Raw genomic sequence first — 17,123 nt, forward strand, 5'->3', positions numbered from 1 at the left:
CTACCCTGGGAATACCGGGGCAGCGTTCAGGTAGGTAGGCGCTGCATTCGGTAGCGCCGCTCTGGCCGGCCAATACTGCCATAGCTGACCTCGGCCACCAGAGTGCCGGTGCCGGTCATGTATTCCAGGTAGCGTCTGGCGGTGGTGCGCGATGCACCCATGGCGCTGCCCACCTCCTCTGCACTCCAGGGCTTGCCGTCGGCAATCAATTCGCGAATCTTGTCCAACGTAATGACATCAATGCCCTTTGGCAGCCGGTGCTGGCTGTCGTTGCCCGTGTCGCCGGCGTTGCGCGGGAGCAGGGCGTCTACTTCGTCCTGGCCCAGGTGTTTTAATGCCGACAAACGAGCATAGTGATCACTGTAGCGGTTGATGGCTTCTTCCAGGCGCTCGAACACCAGTGGTTTCAGAATGTAATCAAACACCCCACCGCGCAGAGCGGTGCGCAGCGTGTCTACTTCTTTGGCGGCGGTAATCAGAATCACGTCGCTGCTGCTGTTGCCAGCGCGCAGCTCGCGCAATAAATCCAGGCCGCTGCCGTCGGGAAAGTACACATCCAGCAGTATCAGGTCGGGTTGCAGCACATCGGCCTGTTCCCGTGCGTCGGCCAGGGTGTGTGCGATGCCGCATAGCTCCACCTGACCCAGGCGCTGAATAAAGCGGCGCTGGATTTCCGCAATCTGACGGTCATCTTCGGCGATCAGCAGTCGGATGGGGGTCAAGGCTGGCTCCTGCCGGTGAATGATTTTGGTAAGTATAATGTGAAGCGGCTGCCACCCGCATCGCTCAGGTTTTCCACGGTAATTGAGCCGCCCCAGGTGTCCAGAAATTGGCGCACAAGGTGCAGGCCAAAGCCATGCTCATTTCCGGGCTTGCTGGTCACGCCTTTTTCAAAAATCCGGTCTTGCACCTCGGGGGCGATGCCGGGCCCCTGATCTTCTACTTCGAAGATAAGTTCCTGCCCCAGATCGGTCATCGACAGTTGAACCCGGCCGTTCGCGCCGGTGTGGCGGCGGGTGGCCTCCAGGGCGTTATCAATCAGGTTGCCAAGCACACTCACGAGCTGTTCACGGGGCAGGTTATCAGGCAGGTCGGCCATTTGGCTGCCTGGGTCTATTTCAAGTTGCAGACCCATTTCCCGGGCGCGATTGTGTTTGCCCAGCAAGCAGCCGGCAATAATAGGGTCTGGCACGGCTTCCAGTAGCAGGTGAATCAGCGCCTGGTGGCTGCTGACTTCACTACCGATCAGCTTCAACGCATCGTTATAGGCGCCTAGCTGAATCAGCCCGGCAATGGTATGCAGTTTGTTGGAGTACTCGTGGGTCTGGCTACGCAGGGTGTCGGCGTATTGCTGAATGCGGGTGAGTTGCTGGCTCACTTGATCCAGCTCGTTGCGCAGGCGGAAACTGGCGACCACGCCGATAATGTCATCGCCTTGACGCATGGGCAGCCGGTTGACCACCATCTGCCGGTTGCGTAGCCATACCTCACGATCGAAATCCGGTATGCCGCTGCTCATAACCGACATCAGATCGCTTTCCGGGAGCACCTCCAGAATGGGGCGCCCGGCCACCGGGGTGTCGGTGTTCAGGCCCAGCGTGGTCAGAGCTGCTCGGTTCACGGTGGTTATAATTCCGTCGCGGTTAATTGCAATAATGCCTTCGCGCACCGATTGCAGTGTGGCGTCGCGTTCCTGAAACAGGCTGGCAATTTCTTCCGGTTCCAGGCCGAAAATAGCACGCTTGAAACGGCTGGCGATGACCACCGCCGCCAGAATGCTAACCAGCAATACCACCCCCAGAACTCCGTACAGCACAAAATTATAGCGCTGCACAGTTGCTTCCACCTGGCGCAGGCTATAGCCCACCGACACAATGCCGATAATGTTGCCGCTGTCAGGCTCAAACACGGGCGCTTTACCGCGCATGGACTCGCCCAGATTGCCGAGAGCACGTGCCACATAACCTTCACCCTCCACCAGTGCACGGCGGCCGTAATCGCCATCGTCGTCTGCCATTGAATAGCCGATGCGGTCCGAAGAAGGGTGGGCCAGGCGGATAGCGTCGTGATCGCCAATCACGATAAATAGGGCTTCGTTGGTGGTGGCCATTTTGCGGGTAAGGGCATTGAGAGCGTCAATGTCCCGTTCCTGTATACCCTGGATAACGGCGGGGCTGGCCGCCACGGTTTTGGCAACCATCAGCGCGCGCTGCCCAATTTCGCTGTACAGGGATTCGCTAAGGTAATAGCCGGCAAATACGCCGATAAACCCCGCTTGCAGTGCGCTCACCAGGCCCAGGGTGAGAATCATGCGGGTTTTGAGCTTTGTGCGTCGTTTTACAGGCATAGGTTTTAATCAAAGTTGTCCATTGGTGGGGTGGGTAAAGGGTAGGTCACCGTCGTCGAGTTTGCCCGTGAACTTTATGCACAAAATGCGCAGTAGTTTTTTTAAATGCGTTACGCCCGCAAGCTTCAGCAACTACGCATTGCCTTTTACTCTGTTTGCTGAAACAACAAAGAGGCAATGTATATGTTTATCAAAACAACAATAGCATTTGCGGCTGCGGCCACCTTCAGTATGTCTGCCATGGCCTGGCAGCCCAGCGGCAAAGTTGAGTGCCTGGCACCGGCCGATCCGGGCGGCGGCTGGGACTTTACCTGCCGCAGTGTGGGCAACGTTATGCAGCAACTTGACCTGGTAGAAGGGTCGGTACAAACCGTGAATATGGCCGGTGCGGGCGGTGGCGTGGCCTACGCGCACACTGTCAGCAAGCGTAAAAACGACGACAAGCTGATCGTCGCGGCGTCGACTGCCACCACCACCCGGTTGGCGCAAAAGCAGTTTCCCGGTATGGATGCGTCCATGGTGAAGTGGATCGGCGCGCTGGGCGCAGACTACGGCATCATCGCAGTCGGTAAAGATTCGAAGTATCAAGACCTGAACCAGTTAATGGATGCTGTAAAAGAGAATCCGCGCGGCGTCAAATTCGCTGGCGGCAGTGCGCGTGGCGGCTGGGATCACCTGAAAGTGCTTATTGCGGCAAAGGCTGCGGGCGCTGACAAACTGCCGTCCATTCCTTACCTGTCTTACAACAACGGCGGCGAAGCCATGACCCAGGTTGTGGGCGGCCAGGTGGATGCTTTCACTGGTGACGTATCGGAAGCGACCGGCTTTATGGAATCCGGTGATCTGCGCGTACTGGCGGTGCTTTCAGAGGAACGACTGCCGGGTAAGTTTGGCGATATTCCTACTGCCCGAGAGCAGGGGATTGATGCGCTTGGTCCGAACTGGCGCGGATTTTATATGCCGAAAGATACTCCTGAAGAAGCGCAGCAGTATTGGGTTGAATCGATCGACACGCTTTACGCCAGCGAAGAGTGGAAAGCGGTGATGAAAAGTAACGGTCTGATTCCGTTCCATCCCAAAGCCGCTGAGTTTGAAAGTTTTGTGACCAATCAGGTTCAGGAAATTGAAGATCTGTCCCGGGAAATAGGTCTGCTGAAATGACCGGCATGGGCGATCGTATTCTGGGTTTGTTCCTGCTGGTGTTGGCGGTTGCCTATGGCTGGGTAGCGCAACAATGGCCCGAACCCTTCGGCGGTGCCGAGGGCGTAGGGCCGGAAACTTTCCCCACCATGCTGGCGATCGTGCTTGTGGTGGGCAGCCTGTATCTGATGATCAAGCCAGATGCCGATGCCAAGTGGCCTGTGGGCAGGCCAGCCCTGGAGCTGGTGATTTCAATCATCGTTCTGGTGGTTTATGCGCTGCTGCTGGAGCCGCTGGGCTTTATCATCTCCACCACCCTGGCCGTTGGTGCCTTGAGCTGGCGCATGGGCGCGCCGGTCGTCGGGTCGTTTGTAACCGGCCTGATCAGCGCCGTTGTGGTGTTTGGGTTGTTTAACTATGGGCTGTCGTTAAGCCTGCCCAATGGCTTGCTGGGAGGCTTTTGACCATGGAAACCATTGGCTTTCTGATGGAAGGGTTTGCGGTGGCGTTGACGCCGTACAACCTGATGTTTGCATTGTTCGGTGCCTTTGTGGGCACGTTGATTGGCTGCCTGCCAGGCCTGGGCCCGGCGAATGGCGTTGCCATTCTGATTCCTCTGGCCTTCACCCTGGGGTTGCCGCCTGAAACCGCGATGATTCTGCTCACATCGGTGTACGCCGGTGCGATGTACGGCGGTCGGATTTCGTCGATTCTGCTGAATATTCCGGGCGACGAGCCGGCCATGATGACCTGCCTGGATGGCTATCCCATGGCGCAAAAAGGGCGGGCGGCAGACGCTTTGGCGATATCAGCGATTGCGTCTTTTGCGGGCAGCCTGATCGGTACCATAGGGCTGATCATGCTGGCACCTGTGCTGGCACGCTTTGCGCTAACTTTCGGGCCGGCGGAGTACTTCGCACTGTTCTTGCTGGCATTCGCGACACTGGGTGGCATAACCGGCAAAAATCCGATGAAGACGGTCATTGCCGCAACTCTGGGCATTATGATCTCTACCGTGGGTATCGACATTTCCACTGGCACCCAGCGTTACACCGGCGGTGTGCTGGAGCTGTATGAGGGTATCGATTTCATTCTGGCGATTGTCGGTCTGTTTGCCATATCCGAGCTGCTGTTTTTTGTAGAAGCACGAATGGGCAAAGGCCGCAGCAAAGTGGAAATGGGCAAGCTGACGCTGACCTTTAAAGAGGTTGTGTCAACACTTCCTACCCAGCTTCGTGGTGGCTTACTGGGCTTTATCGCCGGGGTCTTGCCGGGTGCCGGTGCATCGCTAGGCAGCTTCATCAGCTACACCCTGGAAAAATCAGTGTTGGGGAAAAAAGGCCGCTTTGGCGAAGGTGATATTCGGGGCGTAGTGGCGCCGGAAGCGGGGAACAATGGTGCGGCGTCTGGCGCTTTGGTGCCGATGTTGACTCTGGGTGTGCCGGGCAGTGGTACCACAGCGGTATTGCTGGCCATGTTGATTTCCCTGAACATCACGCCAGGACCACTGATGTTCACCCAGAACGCCGACATTGTGTGGGGTGTGATCGCTGCGCTGTTGATCGGTAACGTGTTGCTGCTGGTGCTGAACATTCCGATGATCGGAGTGTTTGTGCGGCTGTTATCCGTGCCGCCGATGTATCTGCTGCCAATTGTGACCATGGTGGCGTTTGTGGGTATTTACTCCATTAGCCACAGCACCTTTGATCTGTACTTCATGATTGTGTTCGGGGTTGGCGGGTTCATTCTGCGAAAGCTGGATATTCCCATGGTGCCCATTATTCTGGGCCTGCTGTTGGGGCCTGAAATGGAGAAGAATCTGGGCCACGCGCTGATCCTCTCTGATGGCGACTGGACAACGCTCTGGTCAAGCCCTTTGGCCATCGGTTTGTGGCTGGTGGCCGGGTTGGGCCTGGTGTTGCCGACGGTGTTCGGGCCTTTGCTGCGCCGGCGTATGCGCAATGCCATCAAGGAGGGGCCGGTCAGCGATTGAGTGTCAGGTAAGCCGCTTCGGCGCATATATAGAAAATATGCACCGGGCTTTGCCCGGTGTTTTTAGTTTGAAACCCGTTAAACTTGAACGAGTTTTCTCACCGCTCAGGAATTTATGTCAGACCTTTCCCTATTCCAGTATGCCCTGATCGCGCTCATTTTCATCTGGAGTGGCTTTGTGCGCTCCGGGCTGGGCTTTGGCGGGGCGGTGCTGTCACTGCCATTTCTATTGCTGGTGAAAGACGATCCGCTGGTATTTCTGCCTATTATTGCGGTGCACCTGCTGGTGTTCTCATCGCTGACCATCTGGACGAACAATCGCCGCAGTCACAAGAAAAAAGCCGGTAAAAGTGGCCAGAAACTAACCGGCTTCGGGCCTGATGTCGACGCAGATGCGCCGGAAGGCACGGTTGACTGGCCCTATCTGTGGCGAATGCTGCGCATTATGCTGGTGCCCAAGCTGATTGGTGTGTTTGGCTTGTTTACGCTGCCACCAAATGTGCTGAGTGCAATTATCTTCGTGATTGTCGCGATTTACTCAGTGTCCTATATCATTAATCGACCGTTCCGCAGCAGTAGTAAAACCGTGGATGTGGCCCTGTTGATGGCCGGTGGATACATCAGCGGCACCTCGCTGATAGGCGCACCGCTGATTATTGCCGTTGCGGCACAGCACGTGGCACGGGAGAAACTGCGCGATACACTGTTTGGCCTTTGGTTCATTCTGGTAATGATCAAGCTGGCGGCATTCATCTGGGTCGGGCTCGACCTGCAGCTGATTCATCACCTGTGGTTGCTGCCCTGTGCAGCCATAGGGCATCTGATCGGGTTGCGTTTTCACGAGCGCATTCTGGAGGCAGAGACACCGGTGTTTTTCCGCATGTTGGGCGTGGTGCTTTTGGTGGTCAGCAGTGCCGGTATGGTGAGCGTGTTGCTTTAACAGCGACACGCTCTCGCGTTCATGCCCGGTTGATGCTCTCAGCTCTGCCAGTTCCGTGCGAAAGATTTGATGCTCAGCACTGCGGCAACAGTTAATAAACTGTATCAATCAGCCCACTGCCACGGCGGTGCATCCAGCAATCCTTGCCCTTGAATGATTGTCTCCCCAAGCTCCTTGTTCAGCGCAATAGAATTACACTCACCATCTTGCTCCAGCGTGGCAACCAACCGTGGCGCATGGGAAACCACCCAAACCTGGGTCTCCCGCGAGGCTCGGATAATCAGGCGCCCGAGGGCTGGTAGCAGGTCCGGGTGCAGGCTGGTTTCGGGCTCATTGAGCACCAGCAGGGAAGGGGGCCTGGGCGTGAGCAACGCCGCCACCAACAGCAGGTAGCGAAGCGTGCCATCTGAACGCTCTGCCTGGTTCAGGGGGCGCAAAAGTCCGTCCTGCAGAAATTGCAGTACGAAGCGGTTGCCGGAATCTGCGGTAAAGTTAATCGTTGCTCCTGGAAACGCATCCTCTATCGCGCCATACAGCGCCTGCCGGTCGCCAATCTCGTATATGGTTCGCAGTGCTGCAACCAGGCTATGGCCGTCATGATCAAGCACTGGGGTTCGTGTGCCTATCTGAGGTGTGCGAATAATAGATTGGGAATCGGTTCGGAACTGATCGTAGAAGCGCCAGTTACGGATGGTTTGTCTAACGGCATGAACCTCTGGCACCGCCACCGGGTCACTGATTTCGTTCAGAATGCTCTCGTAAGAATTGAGGTGGGCGTTATACACGACCCACTTTTGACCGGAGCGCACTTTAACCACCGGCCCGACTCGGTCGATCAGGCAGCTGCTGGGCCGGCAAACATCGCCAGCCCAGATGCATTCACGCTTTATCTCCGGGTCGAACTGAAACATGGAGGGGTCTTGGTAGCCCGCAAATCCCTGCGGCGCGGGCACCCCCATAGATATGGCGTAACCGAAATCTTCACCCACAAAACCCAATCGCAAGCGGGCGTTCTGTTTCCTGGCGGAGCCTTGAACGGGCGCGGAGCCCTCTCTCATGCCTTGGGTGAAGTTATCCGGCCCGGCCCAGATCCTGAAGAACGGTTTCAATGACCAGTGGGCTCCACAGCAGCCGGTGATGCCCCAGGCCACTCGTGCGTAGTACCTGGGCGGCTTGCCAGTTAGTAGAGATTCGTTCGCTTTCATTTGGCGCAATCGAAGTATCGTCATCGTCAATAACGATCATGCCACGCTGGGTCAGCGACCGGGATAGCGCTTCCAGATTCAGCTTATCCCAAACCGAATTCCCGAAACGCTCCTCCATTAGCCGAAGATGAACGTCGAGAACGTCCTGGCTTAACCCCCATTGCCGCCCCAGATTGTCCATCACAGCCGTTAAGCTGAGCGGGGGCGCCAACATGACCAGGTGCTGGGCATGAAGTCCGTCCTTAATTGCTCTTGCAGCCGCTATACAGCCCATGGAGTGCGCCAATATTCCGTGAACCTCGCCGACATTGTCAGCCACTTTCGCTGTGACCTCGGCCATCTCAAACAGGTCGGTACTGCTGCCCTGGGCACGCCCATGGGCTGTTGCGTCGAACAGCACCACGCGATAGCCGGCTTCTACCAACGGATTCACCCAGGCACCAAACTGGATGCCTGCGCCGGCCCAGCCATGAACGCCCAGAATGACGGGCCCCTTGCCCCAGGAATACACCGGAATGCTGTGGGCACCCTGTTGGAGCCGGGTATAGGCGTCTGTGTTGTCCAGCATATATTCATAGCGAGAGGGCATTGGCAGGCGTGATGGCCGGAATGCCATGCGATTTATCAGTTGACCTGCTTTCTGCGGTGCCACGCGAGCGTAAAGCTGCAATGCCAGTCGGGTGGCTGAAAGACCGGCACGGCGAACTGAAGGCTGTTGAGTGGTCGACGGTTGGGTGTTCAGTGGTGAGTTCATAGTGAAAGTCCTTCTTCCTGCTTTGGTTGATTACAGCTTCAGGTTAGGGCTTGCGTGCGGTCAGCAGGAGTGTCATATTCGACATATAAAATGCGAAAAGGGCCATTTTAATGTTTCATGTCGCGATTGTTGCCTTGCCGAACTGTCATGCCTCCGGTGTGCACGGAATAATGGATTTCTTTACTGTTGCCAATTTCGTTGGTAACAAACCGGCGGCTCGGCGCCAGCCGCTGTTCGATTGCCAGATAATCACCGTGGATGACGAGCCGGTGCGCGGCTACAGCGGTGCTGTGGTTACACCGACCGTTTCGCGCGGCGCCTTTCAGGCAGATTTGATTGTGGTGGGATCCTCAATGGAAGCGATTGTTGGTGCAGGTCGCCTCGATCAAGCACTGGCCCCGGCGATCCCTCTGCACGGTTGGCTCAAGGAGGCCGCGGCACGGGGTACGGTGATTGCGAGTGTTTGCACAGGCAGTTTTGTGCTGGCGGAAGCGGGCTTGCTTGACGATCAGGTGGTCACCACTCACTGGCGAGCCGCCCCAATGTTCCGCAGCCGTTATCCACACATCCGTATGGATGCGGACCAATTGCTGGTGGATAACGGCCAGATCATCTGTGCCGGCGGGGCTTCGGCGTTTGTGGATCTGTGTGTTCATCTGGTGGAAAGGTTTGCTTCGCCTTCGGTCGCTCTTGCCTGCAGCAAAATGTTGGTACTGGATGGTCGTCGAATGGAACAGACACCCTATATGGCGTTTTACAGTCAGAAGGCTCATCAGGATGAGGCCATTCGCAAGGCACAAACCTGGCTTGAAGGGCATTATGCCGATCCTGTGACCATTGATGAGGTTGCGGTCGTTGCGGGTCTTGGCACCCGTACGTTCAAGCGCCGCTTCAAGGAGGCCACCGGAGAAACACCCATTGGTTATCTGCAACACCTGCGGATTGAGGCTGCTAAACACTTGCTGGAATCCAGCCGTGAGCAAACTGCGCGTATTATCTGGAGTGTGGGTTATGAAGACGCCAGCTCGTTCCGGCGCCTTTTCAAAAGGATGGCGGGCTGCACCATGGAGCAGTACCGCAAGCGCTTCAGTTATGTATCGCTCTCTGCAGCTTAGTTGCTCACCTGCGCGTTGCGGTGTTCTACCCCTTCCGCCCCAGCCTCTCCAAAGCCATCAGCGTATCCGTGTAGTTCACAAACCGGTTCAGATACTCCGGTGACAACTTCTGCATTTCAGCCATTGCGCGGCTCACCAGTCGGTGGGCGTTTATGGGGCCGGCATCTTTTGGGGCGTGTTCGATAGCGTGGCGAATACGCTCCTGCAGCGCTTGCTCGCCCCGGCCGGCGTATACCCTGGCCATGGCTTTCAGTGGCTGGAGCCTTCCGGCTGTTGCAGTGTATTGCGTAGCGGCTGAGCCTTCCTCGGGCGTTCCGAAAACCAGCTGTTCCAGTGTTGACCGGGCTTCCGTTGAAGGTGTATCCGGTGTCTGATTCAGCCTGTCCAGCAGATCTGAAAACGGTGAGGGGGTGCGTGCTTCAATGGTTTGCGAGGGCTGGGCTGATGATGCAGATTTTGTCTGATAATCGGCGACAGCCTGCTCCAACTTCTGCCAATGCCAGCTGTGCTGCAGGCCTTTCGCGCGAAGGCGCAAAGCCAGAGCTTCCAGATAGCGGAAGCGAACCGGGTCTGCCTTGTCCGCGCCGGAGTTTCGGAGTTCTTCCAGTTGCGGGTGCAGGGGGGCAGTCTCAACTGTTGTGGTCATCAGTTCTCGGCCCCGGCGTTTGCGGGCGTTTCGGGAACCAGGGGCACGGTACTGATCTCCACGCGCCGGTTCCGGGCCCGGGATTCGGCATCCATATTCGGCACGGCCGGGTGGTGCGGGCCAAATGCGGCGGCGAATACTCGGTCGTTAGGCAGGCCAAGCTCCATTAGCGTTCGGGTGACCGTCAGTGCCCGTTGCGCCGACAGCCCCCAGTTGTCCTGGTATCGGTTGCCGCTGTGCATGGGCAGGTCATCGGTAAAGCCGCTGATCATCAACAATTCTTCGTGCTGGGCCAGGTAGGTTTGTAGCGGGGTAACGAGGGCTTCCAGCACTTCCTCGCCGTCTGCTTGCAGCTGATCCGAGTTCAACTCAAACAGCACATTGCCACTAATGCCGATGCGGCCATTCTGGAAGGTCACCAGACCTTTGGTCAGTGGATCTTCCAGTGCTTGCTCCAGAGCAATACGGCGCTGCTGCTCGGCTTCCCGCTTGGCTTTCTCTTCCTCCAGAGACTGGCTGAGTTCCACCTGAACGCCGATCACCCACACCAGTATCAGCACCAGAATGCCCACGAGAGCCGCCATCAGGTCTGAGAAAATCGCCCAGATTGGCGTGGACTGTTGTTCGCCGTCTTCCAGGTATTCCATCAGCCAGCTCCGCCGGTCTCGGCGTGGCCGGTTCGCAGGGCCGCAGCAGCATCAATTACGTCTTTCTGGGACGTGACCGAGAGGTCGATCACTTCGCGGGCCTGGGCAACGTAATAGGCCAGTTGCTCGTCGTGGCGGTTTCCGGCGCTATCCAGAGCCTTCTGGATGTTGGTCAGGCTTTCCTGCAGCTGAGTATTGGAAGCGCTGAACAGTTCCACCGCGGCCAGGAAGGCTTCGCTGAGGGCGCCCACTTCCTGGCTGCTGCCCGTGATGTTTTCGCCCAGTTTGCCGAGCTGCTGGCTTTGCTTCTGAATCAGAACATTGAAGCGTTCGCTGATCCCTGTGAGGGTATCGCCCGCGCCGCTGATCAGAGAATCCACGGCCTGGCGCTGGCTGTCTGCATTGCTGCGCTGGGATTCGAGAAGGCTGTCCAGCTCCTGCACCAGCCGCTGGCGCTCTTCCAGTAATTCGTTTTCCCGTTCGCTGTTGCGGGCCATCTCGCTTTGCAGTTGCGAGATCACCTTTGCCGCGGCTTTCGGGGTTTCCGACGCGGTTTCTATCAGGCGGGTCATGGGGGCTTCCAGGCTGGAGCCCAGTTCATTCAGGTGTTTGGTGACGGCAGTTTCCAGCTGAGCCAGCCGGTCATTGGCCGCTTCGCCGCGAGTTGCTTCTTGCTCATGAAGTTTAGTGAGTTGCTCGCTGATACGGGCAATGAGCGAATCCAGGCCTTGTTGCTGATGGGTGGTGAGTTCTGCCAGTTGCTGCCTGGTGGTAGCAGACCAGTTTTCATGAAGCTTTCCGGCACTGGACTGCAGGGTTGTCATGGCTTCGGTCACTATCGGCTCTATGCGTTCAGAACTCAGGCGAGTGCTGGTTTCCAACGCTTTTCCCAGAGACTGGGCAACAGAGTCCGCGAGGGTCTGGTAGTGATCACCAACGGTACTGTGGAACTCCTGCTGGTTGCGGGTCAGGGACTGCTCCAGTTGCCGGCCTAGCTGCTCCATGCGGGCAGTCATGGATTCCATGGCCCTGGCCATTTGGGGCAGGGCGTCGGCTTGTGATTCCAGAGCTTTGAATGCCTGTTGGCGTTGATAGTCCGCCGACAGGTGGTGCAACCGCTTGCGCAGGGTTTTATCCAGCTTGCGAGAAACCTGTAACCGTTCGCGCCGGCTCAGGGTGGAGGCCAATCCCAGCATGGCGGAGGCCGCAACGCCGGCGATGGAGGTGCCAAACGCAAGGCTTAGCCCGGCAATGGGGGCGGCGAGAGCGCCACGAATCACGCTGAGATCGGTGCTGCCGTCCAATGCAGATGCCGCACCGCTCAGGGTTACGATCATGCCGGCAAAGGTACCCAGTAAACCGAGCATCACCAGCAGGCCGACAAGATAGGGCGTTAGCTGCGGGCTGGGCAGCGCGGCAAAATGCCCATCAATCCGTTTCTGTACTGCAAACTGAACTTGCTCTGGCAGGCCAGAGAGCCAACCCTCCAGCTGTTCACGGCTCTGCGGAACACTATCAAGCCGCTCTGCAAGCTGCCGGGTGGTGCGGCGGAACCCCATCAATTCAACAAAGCCCAACCCGTACACCAGGGCAATGATGGCGGTAACGGACAGGGCCAGAAGGTCGGAGCCAAGAAAGCGCTGGCCAATCCATGCCGCTACGGCCAGGCCTATGGCAAAAGCGAAAATGAAGAAAAGTCTGCTCATGGAGAATTCGTTACCTCGTTGTGGCAGGCCTCAAGCAACCCCAGCACCGGCTCCAGCCGAACATCCAGTTCAGCAAGTAAAAGATTCTGCGCTTCCTCGCAGTAACGGTGGAGCCGGTCACCGGGCGCACAGCCGGTTTCCTGGGAGGCTTCAGAGGGTGTCTGTTGTGTCTGGGATAGTGCCGGGAATAGTGCCTGGAATCGCTGCTCCAGCACTTTCGGAATATGGGCGAAACTTTGGCTGGAGTATCCGGCCATAGCCTGGTCAAACGCGGAATCCAGTTCGGCCAGCCGGGCCAGGTTCTGGTTGTGGTCTTTCATCACCTTGCGGGTTTTGTCTCGAAGCTGGCGGCTGGCGGCGACAACTCTGCGCTGCAGGGTGAGCCATGCGTTCAGATACGGCTCGAAATCCACGCTCTCGGTGGGCTCAACTTCGCTACCGTAGCTGCTGATTTTGCGTATCAGCGCCCTGCGAGTGTTGGCCAGTTCCTGGGTTACCCGTTCAATAGCCGGCCCTTGGTTCATGCCGGATTGGCGCGTTCGAAAGGCAATTGCCGAATCCAGAGTCAGCGTGTTCGAAAGCCCGAACAGGCGTCCCAGCCGTTCACCGCAACAAGGCAGTGGGCCGTCCGCAAGTGGCGCTCCGGATTGGGCTAGCAGTTGCAGCAACTTATGCTGCGGAACCCCGGCAGAGTGTGAGGGTGTTTGAGTCATCGAATAATCGCGCACAGGTTGGACACCAGTGAGAATTCCGGGCTTTCAGGGGCAACTATTCTAAAGGGTATGGGGTGTGAATGATAATGACTGAGTTGTCAGGGCAGCTTGAGCAGACGCCTTTGGTCGTCAATTAGTTTTTGATAGGGATGGCACTCCGGATCTCAATCAGATTGTGATCTGTCGCGGCGCGTTATTGTGCCTCCAGAACTTTTTTCCGAATACGTGATAGTCGATCCATCATCTCATCGAGTTCCGCGTTGCCGGCTTGGCCACTGTGATACCGAAGCCAAGCCTCGAAGTGTTCGAATGGCTCCCCAAATGACTTCGAGTTGCTCAGATAGTAGCTATTCATATGCAGGATCCAACAGCTTATTATAATGGGGAACGAGTAAATCCAGATGCTAAACCCGGCATGGTTATATCGGGACCAGAATACTCGATCATCTGCATGTTTATCACAGATAGCGATGGCGGTTTTGTCAAAGAAAGCGAGTGCCTCAAAAACTTTATAGATTTCTTCTTTGTGGTCAGCCGATAAAGCCTGCGCAGTTGATTTGATAGCAGACGGGAAATCGTCGGCCATTTGTTCCATTTTAGTGACAAAGATGTCCCATGGATCGTCGTTTAACGGCAGTCTTTCTTTCGAATGGGAGGCCTCCAGGCAGTTTTTGTATGCTTCCTCCAAGTGATTGTTGAGAGGGCCTATTGAGGCGAAAACGATATTAATATCCGGGGCGGATGAGCAAAGGTCGTGTGCATGTTCAACTTTGTCCCTGTTAACCTTTTCACTAAGTTGGTTCAAGGCCAAATATGCGGCCATGAGTACCGATACCATGATGGCCAGCGGAGAAAGGAATTCGCTTAAGTTGGCTGCCCACACTGGAGGGTTGAAGTCAGTTATGCAAAAGTTTTCGCTGATTGCGAATACAACGGTTTGAGTGAACGTTACAACTAACAGAATCGCTGCAACCCAAACAAATCCGAGAATAAGTTTGGATTGCTTTCGAAGGCGGTTTTGTTGAACAGATCCGCTATCGAACTTCGCTTTGAGTAAATGAATTCTGGCAGAAATGTTCTCGTTGACCTTATCCATTAGACTACATCCTGTTCGTGTACCCATAAGCGCAGGGATTGGTAGCTTTGGAAATTTGATTTCCCAAACCTTTATAGAGTGTAGTGTTCAACTAAATTTGGGTGCCAGTTAAGAGACTAGTTCAGTTCGTGGGTACTACCCCGGCAGGAAAGGTTGCCGACCATATTTCAGAATAAAAAAAGGGCGCTTTAATGAAAGCGCCGCTGATTGCTTAACTAGCCTGTCCGATCACCGCTTGGCCATCACGGTTTCAAGTTCATCGGCGCCACCAATCAGTTGGCCGTCGATAAATACCTGAGGGGTTGTGCCTTTGCCAGTTACTGCCTGCAAGGTGCTGTATGACAGGCCGCCGGCGCCCAGAGTTATCTCTTCATACTTGTAGCCCTTCTTCTGTAGCAGCGTTTTGGCGCGAGTACAGTGCGGGCATCCGGGCTTTGTGAATATGCTTACCCGTGCCGGTAAGGTCACATCCGGCTTGATGTAATGAAGCATTGTGTCGGCATCGGATACTTCAAATGGGTCGCCAGGTTTGTCCGGTTCAATGAACATTTTTTCGATGGTGCCGTTTTTGACCAGCATTGAATAACGCCAGCTGCGATCACCAAACCCTATTTCGCTCTTGCTGACCAGCATGCCTATTTCACGGGTAAAATCGCCGTTGCCGTCAGGAATAAACTCGATGTTGTCAGCGTGCTGATCTTCAGCCCATGCCTGCATGACGAACGGGTCGTTTACCGACAGGCAGATTACCCGATCTACACCCAGCTCTTTGAAAACCGGCGCCAGCTCGTTGTAGCGCGGTAAATGCGTGCTTGAACAGGTAGGTGTAAACGCGCCCGGCAAGGCGAACACAACGACTGTTTGATCGGTAAACAACTCGTTGCTGGTTACCGATTTCCACTCGTTATCACGGCGAATGGGAAACGTAACCTGAGGGACTTTCTTACCTTCCGATGAACTTAACATTTTAAACTCCTTGGAGTTCGTGGGTGTCTCTTCGAACATGAGACTGTATCGCAATCAAACCTCACTGGACACTGTATTCAGTCCGGGGAGACATACCAGGGCAGGCCCAGCCGTTCGCTCCGCTCCAGCTCCGCGATCACCTGGGCCCCAAGCAACAGGATAATGGATGCGATTTCCAGGCTGATCAGTATCACAATGATCGTGGCCAGTGACCCGTAGATTGCGTTTACGAAGGATATATTGAGGAAGTAGTACATCAGCAGCAAGCGGGTAGTTTCCCAGAGAATGGCCGCAACCAGGCCACCCACCAAGGCTCTCCGTGGAGAGATGCGCACAATGGGCAAAACCTTATAGATAGCGCTGAACAGAACAAACACACCAATGAAACTGATCAGGTACAGAGTTAGCCCCGGGGCTTCGTAAAGTGCGTTGATTACGCTGAACAGCAGGGTCAGGGCCAGCAGGCCGGCGCCCAGTACGAGGATGAAAGCGTAGGGTAGAAAGGCCGACACCCAGAAGCTGCGACGTGGGTTTTCTGGCCGGTGGAAGATGATCGCAATGGAATCTTCCAGCATACGGAAAGCAAACGAACTGAAGAACAGCATCACTGGCAAGCCGACAATACCGATGATGTCCCTTGATTCCATAAACGCCCTTACCGCATCCAGCAGCAGGCCGGCGTTGGCCGGGGCAAAGTGCTGTGCCTGCACTGCCATGACTTCCAACAGTTGCTCTTCGTTTACCACGCGGGTAAGCAATACCGCCAGCAGAGCAAGCATTGGCACCGCCGACAGCAGCACGTTGTAGCCAACCCCGCCCGCCAGCAGTACCCCATGATTGCGCAGAAAGTTGCGTAAAACCCGGTGGGAGAATTGCAGAAGCTGCCGAGCCGGGCCTATAGGTGGCTGCGATTTATCGGTTTTGCCTGTCATTCGGTGAACCTTGTCGAAACTACGAACTCCTGGGACCGAAAAGATACCAGATGATCAAGCCGACCAAGGGGAAGAAAACCAGCACGATGATCCAGAACACTTTGGCAAGCGTGCCTGCTCCGCTTTTGGTAACGCTAATGATGGCCAGGATAACGATGATCAGCCAAATCAGACTCAGCAGGCCGCCGAAGACATTGCCTACACTGCTGAACAAACTATTCATGTAATTCTCCTGGCGAAAGCGGAACCGGGTGATCCTGCTGCGGACAGCAGAGCGAAAGGCTGAGCCATTCAATTGACCTGTCAGGTTAATACAAGCATAGGGTCCGGGGTTGTGCAAACAATGCGGAGAGCGCGCGCTGGGCCGGTGCGGGTATGGTCAGCGTGTTGCTTTAAACGCTGGATGAAACAAAATCCAACCCGTGCTGTCCAATCGTTCACATTTCGACTGGAAGGAATGCAACATGGCCAGGCTTTTCGCACTCGTGACTGTCATTCTGCTTTTTACCAGCAGCGCCCTGGCATCGGAGCCGCCTGTTTACACCGGGCTGCTAAGCAACACCGCCGTTGGTGGGTACGACACGGTAAGCTATTTCGAAGCAGAGGGCCCCGCCGAGGGCTCCACCAGGCACACAATCGAGTATAAAGGCGCTACCTGGCGGTTCGCGAACGCCGAAAATCTTGCGCTCTTCAAAGAAGATCCAGAGCGCTACGCACCAGCGTATGGTGGCTATTGTGCCTGGGCTATAAGTCAGGGCACCTTGACCAAAGGCGACCCGAAACACTGGTCTGTCAGAGACGGGCGACTGTACCTGAATTATAGCAAATCAGTGCACGATCAATGGTTGGAAGATCCTGAAGGCTTTATTCGTCTGGCGAATGAAAAATGGCCAAAGATACTGGAATAGGAGTTCCGGTTTCCAA

At 55.9% G+C, this 17,123-nt stretch carries 18 protein-coding genes; 6 read left to right on the plus strand and 12 right to left on the minus strand.

All coding sequences use genetic code 11. The annotated features are described in order from the left end of the window. Positions 1–26: 26 nt before the first annotated feature. Positions 27–722 carry a response regulator gene (locus FFI90_RS11530; RefSeq protein WP_144778141.1) on the minus strand — a complete coding sequence of 232 codons (696 nt, stop codon included), beginning with the start codon at positions 720–722 and terminating at the stop codon, positions 27–29. Continuing rightward, positions 719–2,347 (minus strand): ATP-binding protein, encoded by a 1,629-nt coding sequence (locus tag FFI90_RS11535; protein WP_144778142.1) that lies wholly within the window; start codon positions 2,345–2,347, stop codon positions 719–721. The genes FFI90_RS11530 and FFI90_RS11535 overlap by 4 nt, the downstream gene beginning before the upstream one ends. A 183-nt stretch (positions 2,348–2,530) precedes the next feature. On the opposite strand from FFI90_RS11535, the gene FFI90_RS11540 reads away from it, so the two are divergent. From FFI90_RS11540 to FFI90_RS11555, 4 genes are all read left to right on the plus strand, one after another. Beyond that, on the plus strand, positions 2,531–3,508 hold the full coding sequence (locus FFI90_RS11540; protein WP_144778143.1) for a Bug family tripartite tricarboxylate transporter substrate binding protein: 978 nt from the start codon (positions 2,531–2,533) through the stop codon (positions 3,506–3,508). Beyond that, the gene (locus tag FFI90_RS11545) at positions 3,505–3,951 is read left to right on the plus strand and encodes a tripartite tricarboxylate transporter TctB family protein (RefSeq protein ID WP_144778144.1); all 447 of its coding nucleotides are present in this window, start codon (positions 3,505–3,507) and stop codon (positions 3,949–3,951) included. Before FFI90_RS11540 ends, FFI90_RS11545 begins: the two co-directional genes overlap by 4 nt. Before the next feature lie 2 nt (positions 3,952–3,953). After that, positions 3,954–5,480 carry a tripartite tricarboxylate transporter permease gene (locus FFI90_RS11550; RefSeq protein ID WP_144778145.1) on the plus strand — a complete coding sequence of 509 codons (1,527 nt, stop codon included), beginning with the start codon at positions 3,954–3,956 and terminating at the stop codon, positions 5,478–5,480. A gap of 114 nt (positions 5,481–5,594) precedes the next feature. Beyond that, positions 5,595–6,419 (plus strand): sulfite exporter TauE/SafE family protein, encoded by an 825-nt coding sequence (locus tag FFI90_RS11555; RefSeq protein WP_144778146.1) that lies wholly within the window; start codon positions 5,595–5,597, stop codon positions 6,417–6,419. 104 nt (positions 6,420–6,523) lie between these two features. On the opposite strand, the gene FFI90_RS11560 is transcribed toward FFI90_RS11555, so the two are convergent. Next, entirely contained in the window at positions 6,524–7,477 is a 954-nt protein-coding gene (locus FFI90_RS11560; RefSeq protein WP_246123547.1) for an AAA family ATPase, read from the minus strand. 13 nt (positions 7,478–7,490) lie between these two features. Beyond that, entirely contained in the window at positions 7,491–8,378 is an 888-nt protein-coding gene (locus tag FFI90_RS11565; RefSeq protein ID WP_144778147.1) for an alpha/beta hydrolase, read from the minus strand. A gap of 110 nt (positions 8,379–8,488) precedes the next feature. On the opposite strand from FFI90_RS11565, the gene FFI90_RS11570 reads away from it, so the two are divergent. Next, positions 8,489–9,493 carry a GlxA family transcriptional regulator gene (locus tag FFI90_RS11570; RefSeq protein ID WP_144778148.1) on the plus strand — a complete coding sequence of 335 codons (1,005 nt, stop codon included), beginning with the start codon at positions 8,489–8,491 and terminating at the stop codon, positions 9,491–9,493. 25 nt (positions 9,494–9,518) lie between these two features. Here the strand turns inward: FFI90_RS11570 and FFI90_RS11575 are convergent, their stop codons facing one another. The 8 genes from FFI90_RS11575 to FFI90_RS11610 all read right to left on the minus strand — a co-directional run bounded on the left by FFI90_RS11575 (position 9,519) and on the right by FFI90_RS11610 (position 16,422). Continuing rightward, positions 9,519–10,139, minus strand: coding sequence for a DUF2894 domain-containing protein (locus FFI90_RS11575; protein WP_144778149.1), 621 nt, complete (start codon positions 10,137–10,139; stop codon positions 9,519–9,521). Next, complete coding sequence (locus tag FFI90_RS11580) at positions 10,139–10,786, minus strand: OmpA family protein (RefSeq protein ID WP_144778150.1); 648 nt, start codon at positions 10,784–10,786, stop codon at positions 10,139–10,141. The genes FFI90_RS11575 and FFI90_RS11580 overlap by 1 nt, the downstream gene beginning before the upstream one ends. Beyond that, positions 10,786–12,492 (minus strand): hypothetical protein, encoded by a 1,707-nt coding sequence (locus FFI90_RS11585; RefSeq protein ID WP_144778151.1) that lies wholly within the window; start codon positions 12,490–12,492, stop codon positions 10,786–10,788. Before FFI90_RS11585 ends, FFI90_RS11580 begins: the two co-directional genes overlap by 1 nt. Continuing rightward, the gene (locus FFI90_RS11590) at positions 12,489–13,220 is read right to left on the minus strand and encodes a DUF3348 family protein (RefSeq protein WP_246123497.1); all 732 of its coding nucleotides are present in this window, start codon (positions 13,218–13,220) and stop codon (positions 12,489–12,491) included. The genes FFI90_RS11585 and FFI90_RS11590 overlap by 4 nt, the downstream gene beginning before the upstream one ends. A gap of 178 nt (positions 13,221–13,398) precedes the next feature. Beyond that, complete coding sequence (locus tag FFI90_RS11595) at positions 13,399–14,301, minus strand: hypothetical protein (protein WP_144778152.1); 903 nt, start codon at positions 14,299–14,301, stop codon at positions 13,399–13,401. A 228-nt stretch (positions 14,302–14,529) separates the two neighbouring features. Next, the gene (locus FFI90_RS11600; protein ID WP_144778153.1) at positions 14,530–15,267 is read right to left on the minus strand and encodes a glutathione peroxidase; all 738 of its coding nucleotides are present in this window, start codon (positions 15,265–15,267) and stop codon (positions 14,530–14,532) included. Positions 15,268–15,344: 77 nt separating this feature from the next. Further along, positions 15,345–16,199: a YihY/virulence factor BrkB family protein gene (locus FFI90_RS11605; RefSeq protein WP_144778154.1), complete on the minus strand. Its 855-nt coding sequence runs from the start codon at positions 16,197–16,199 to the stop codon at positions 15,345–15,347. 19 nt (positions 16,200–16,218) lie between these two features. Continuing rightward, entirely contained in the window at positions 16,219–16,422 is a 204-nt protein-coding gene (locus FFI90_RS11610) for a PLDc N-terminal domain-containing protein (RefSeq protein WP_144778155.1), read from the minus strand. A 241-nt stretch (positions 16,423–16,663) separates the two neighbouring features. Here FFI90_RS11610 and FFI90_RS11615 point away from each other — a divergent pair, with 241 nt between their 5' ends. Continuing rightward, the gene (locus tag FFI90_RS11615) at positions 16,664–17,107 is read left to right on the plus strand and encodes a YHS domain-containing (seleno)protein (protein WP_144778156.1); all 444 of its coding nucleotides are present in this window, start codon (positions 16,664–16,666) and stop codon (positions 17,105–17,107) included. The last annotated feature ends 16 nt before the right edge of the window (positions 17,108–17,123 follow it).

It is taken from the genome of Marinobacter maritimus, assembly GCF_007671675.1.
In the GTDB taxonomy this organism is placed as follows: Bacteria; Pseudomonadota; Gammaproteobacteria; order Pseudomonadales; family Oleiphilaceae; genus Marinobacter; species Marinobacter maritimus.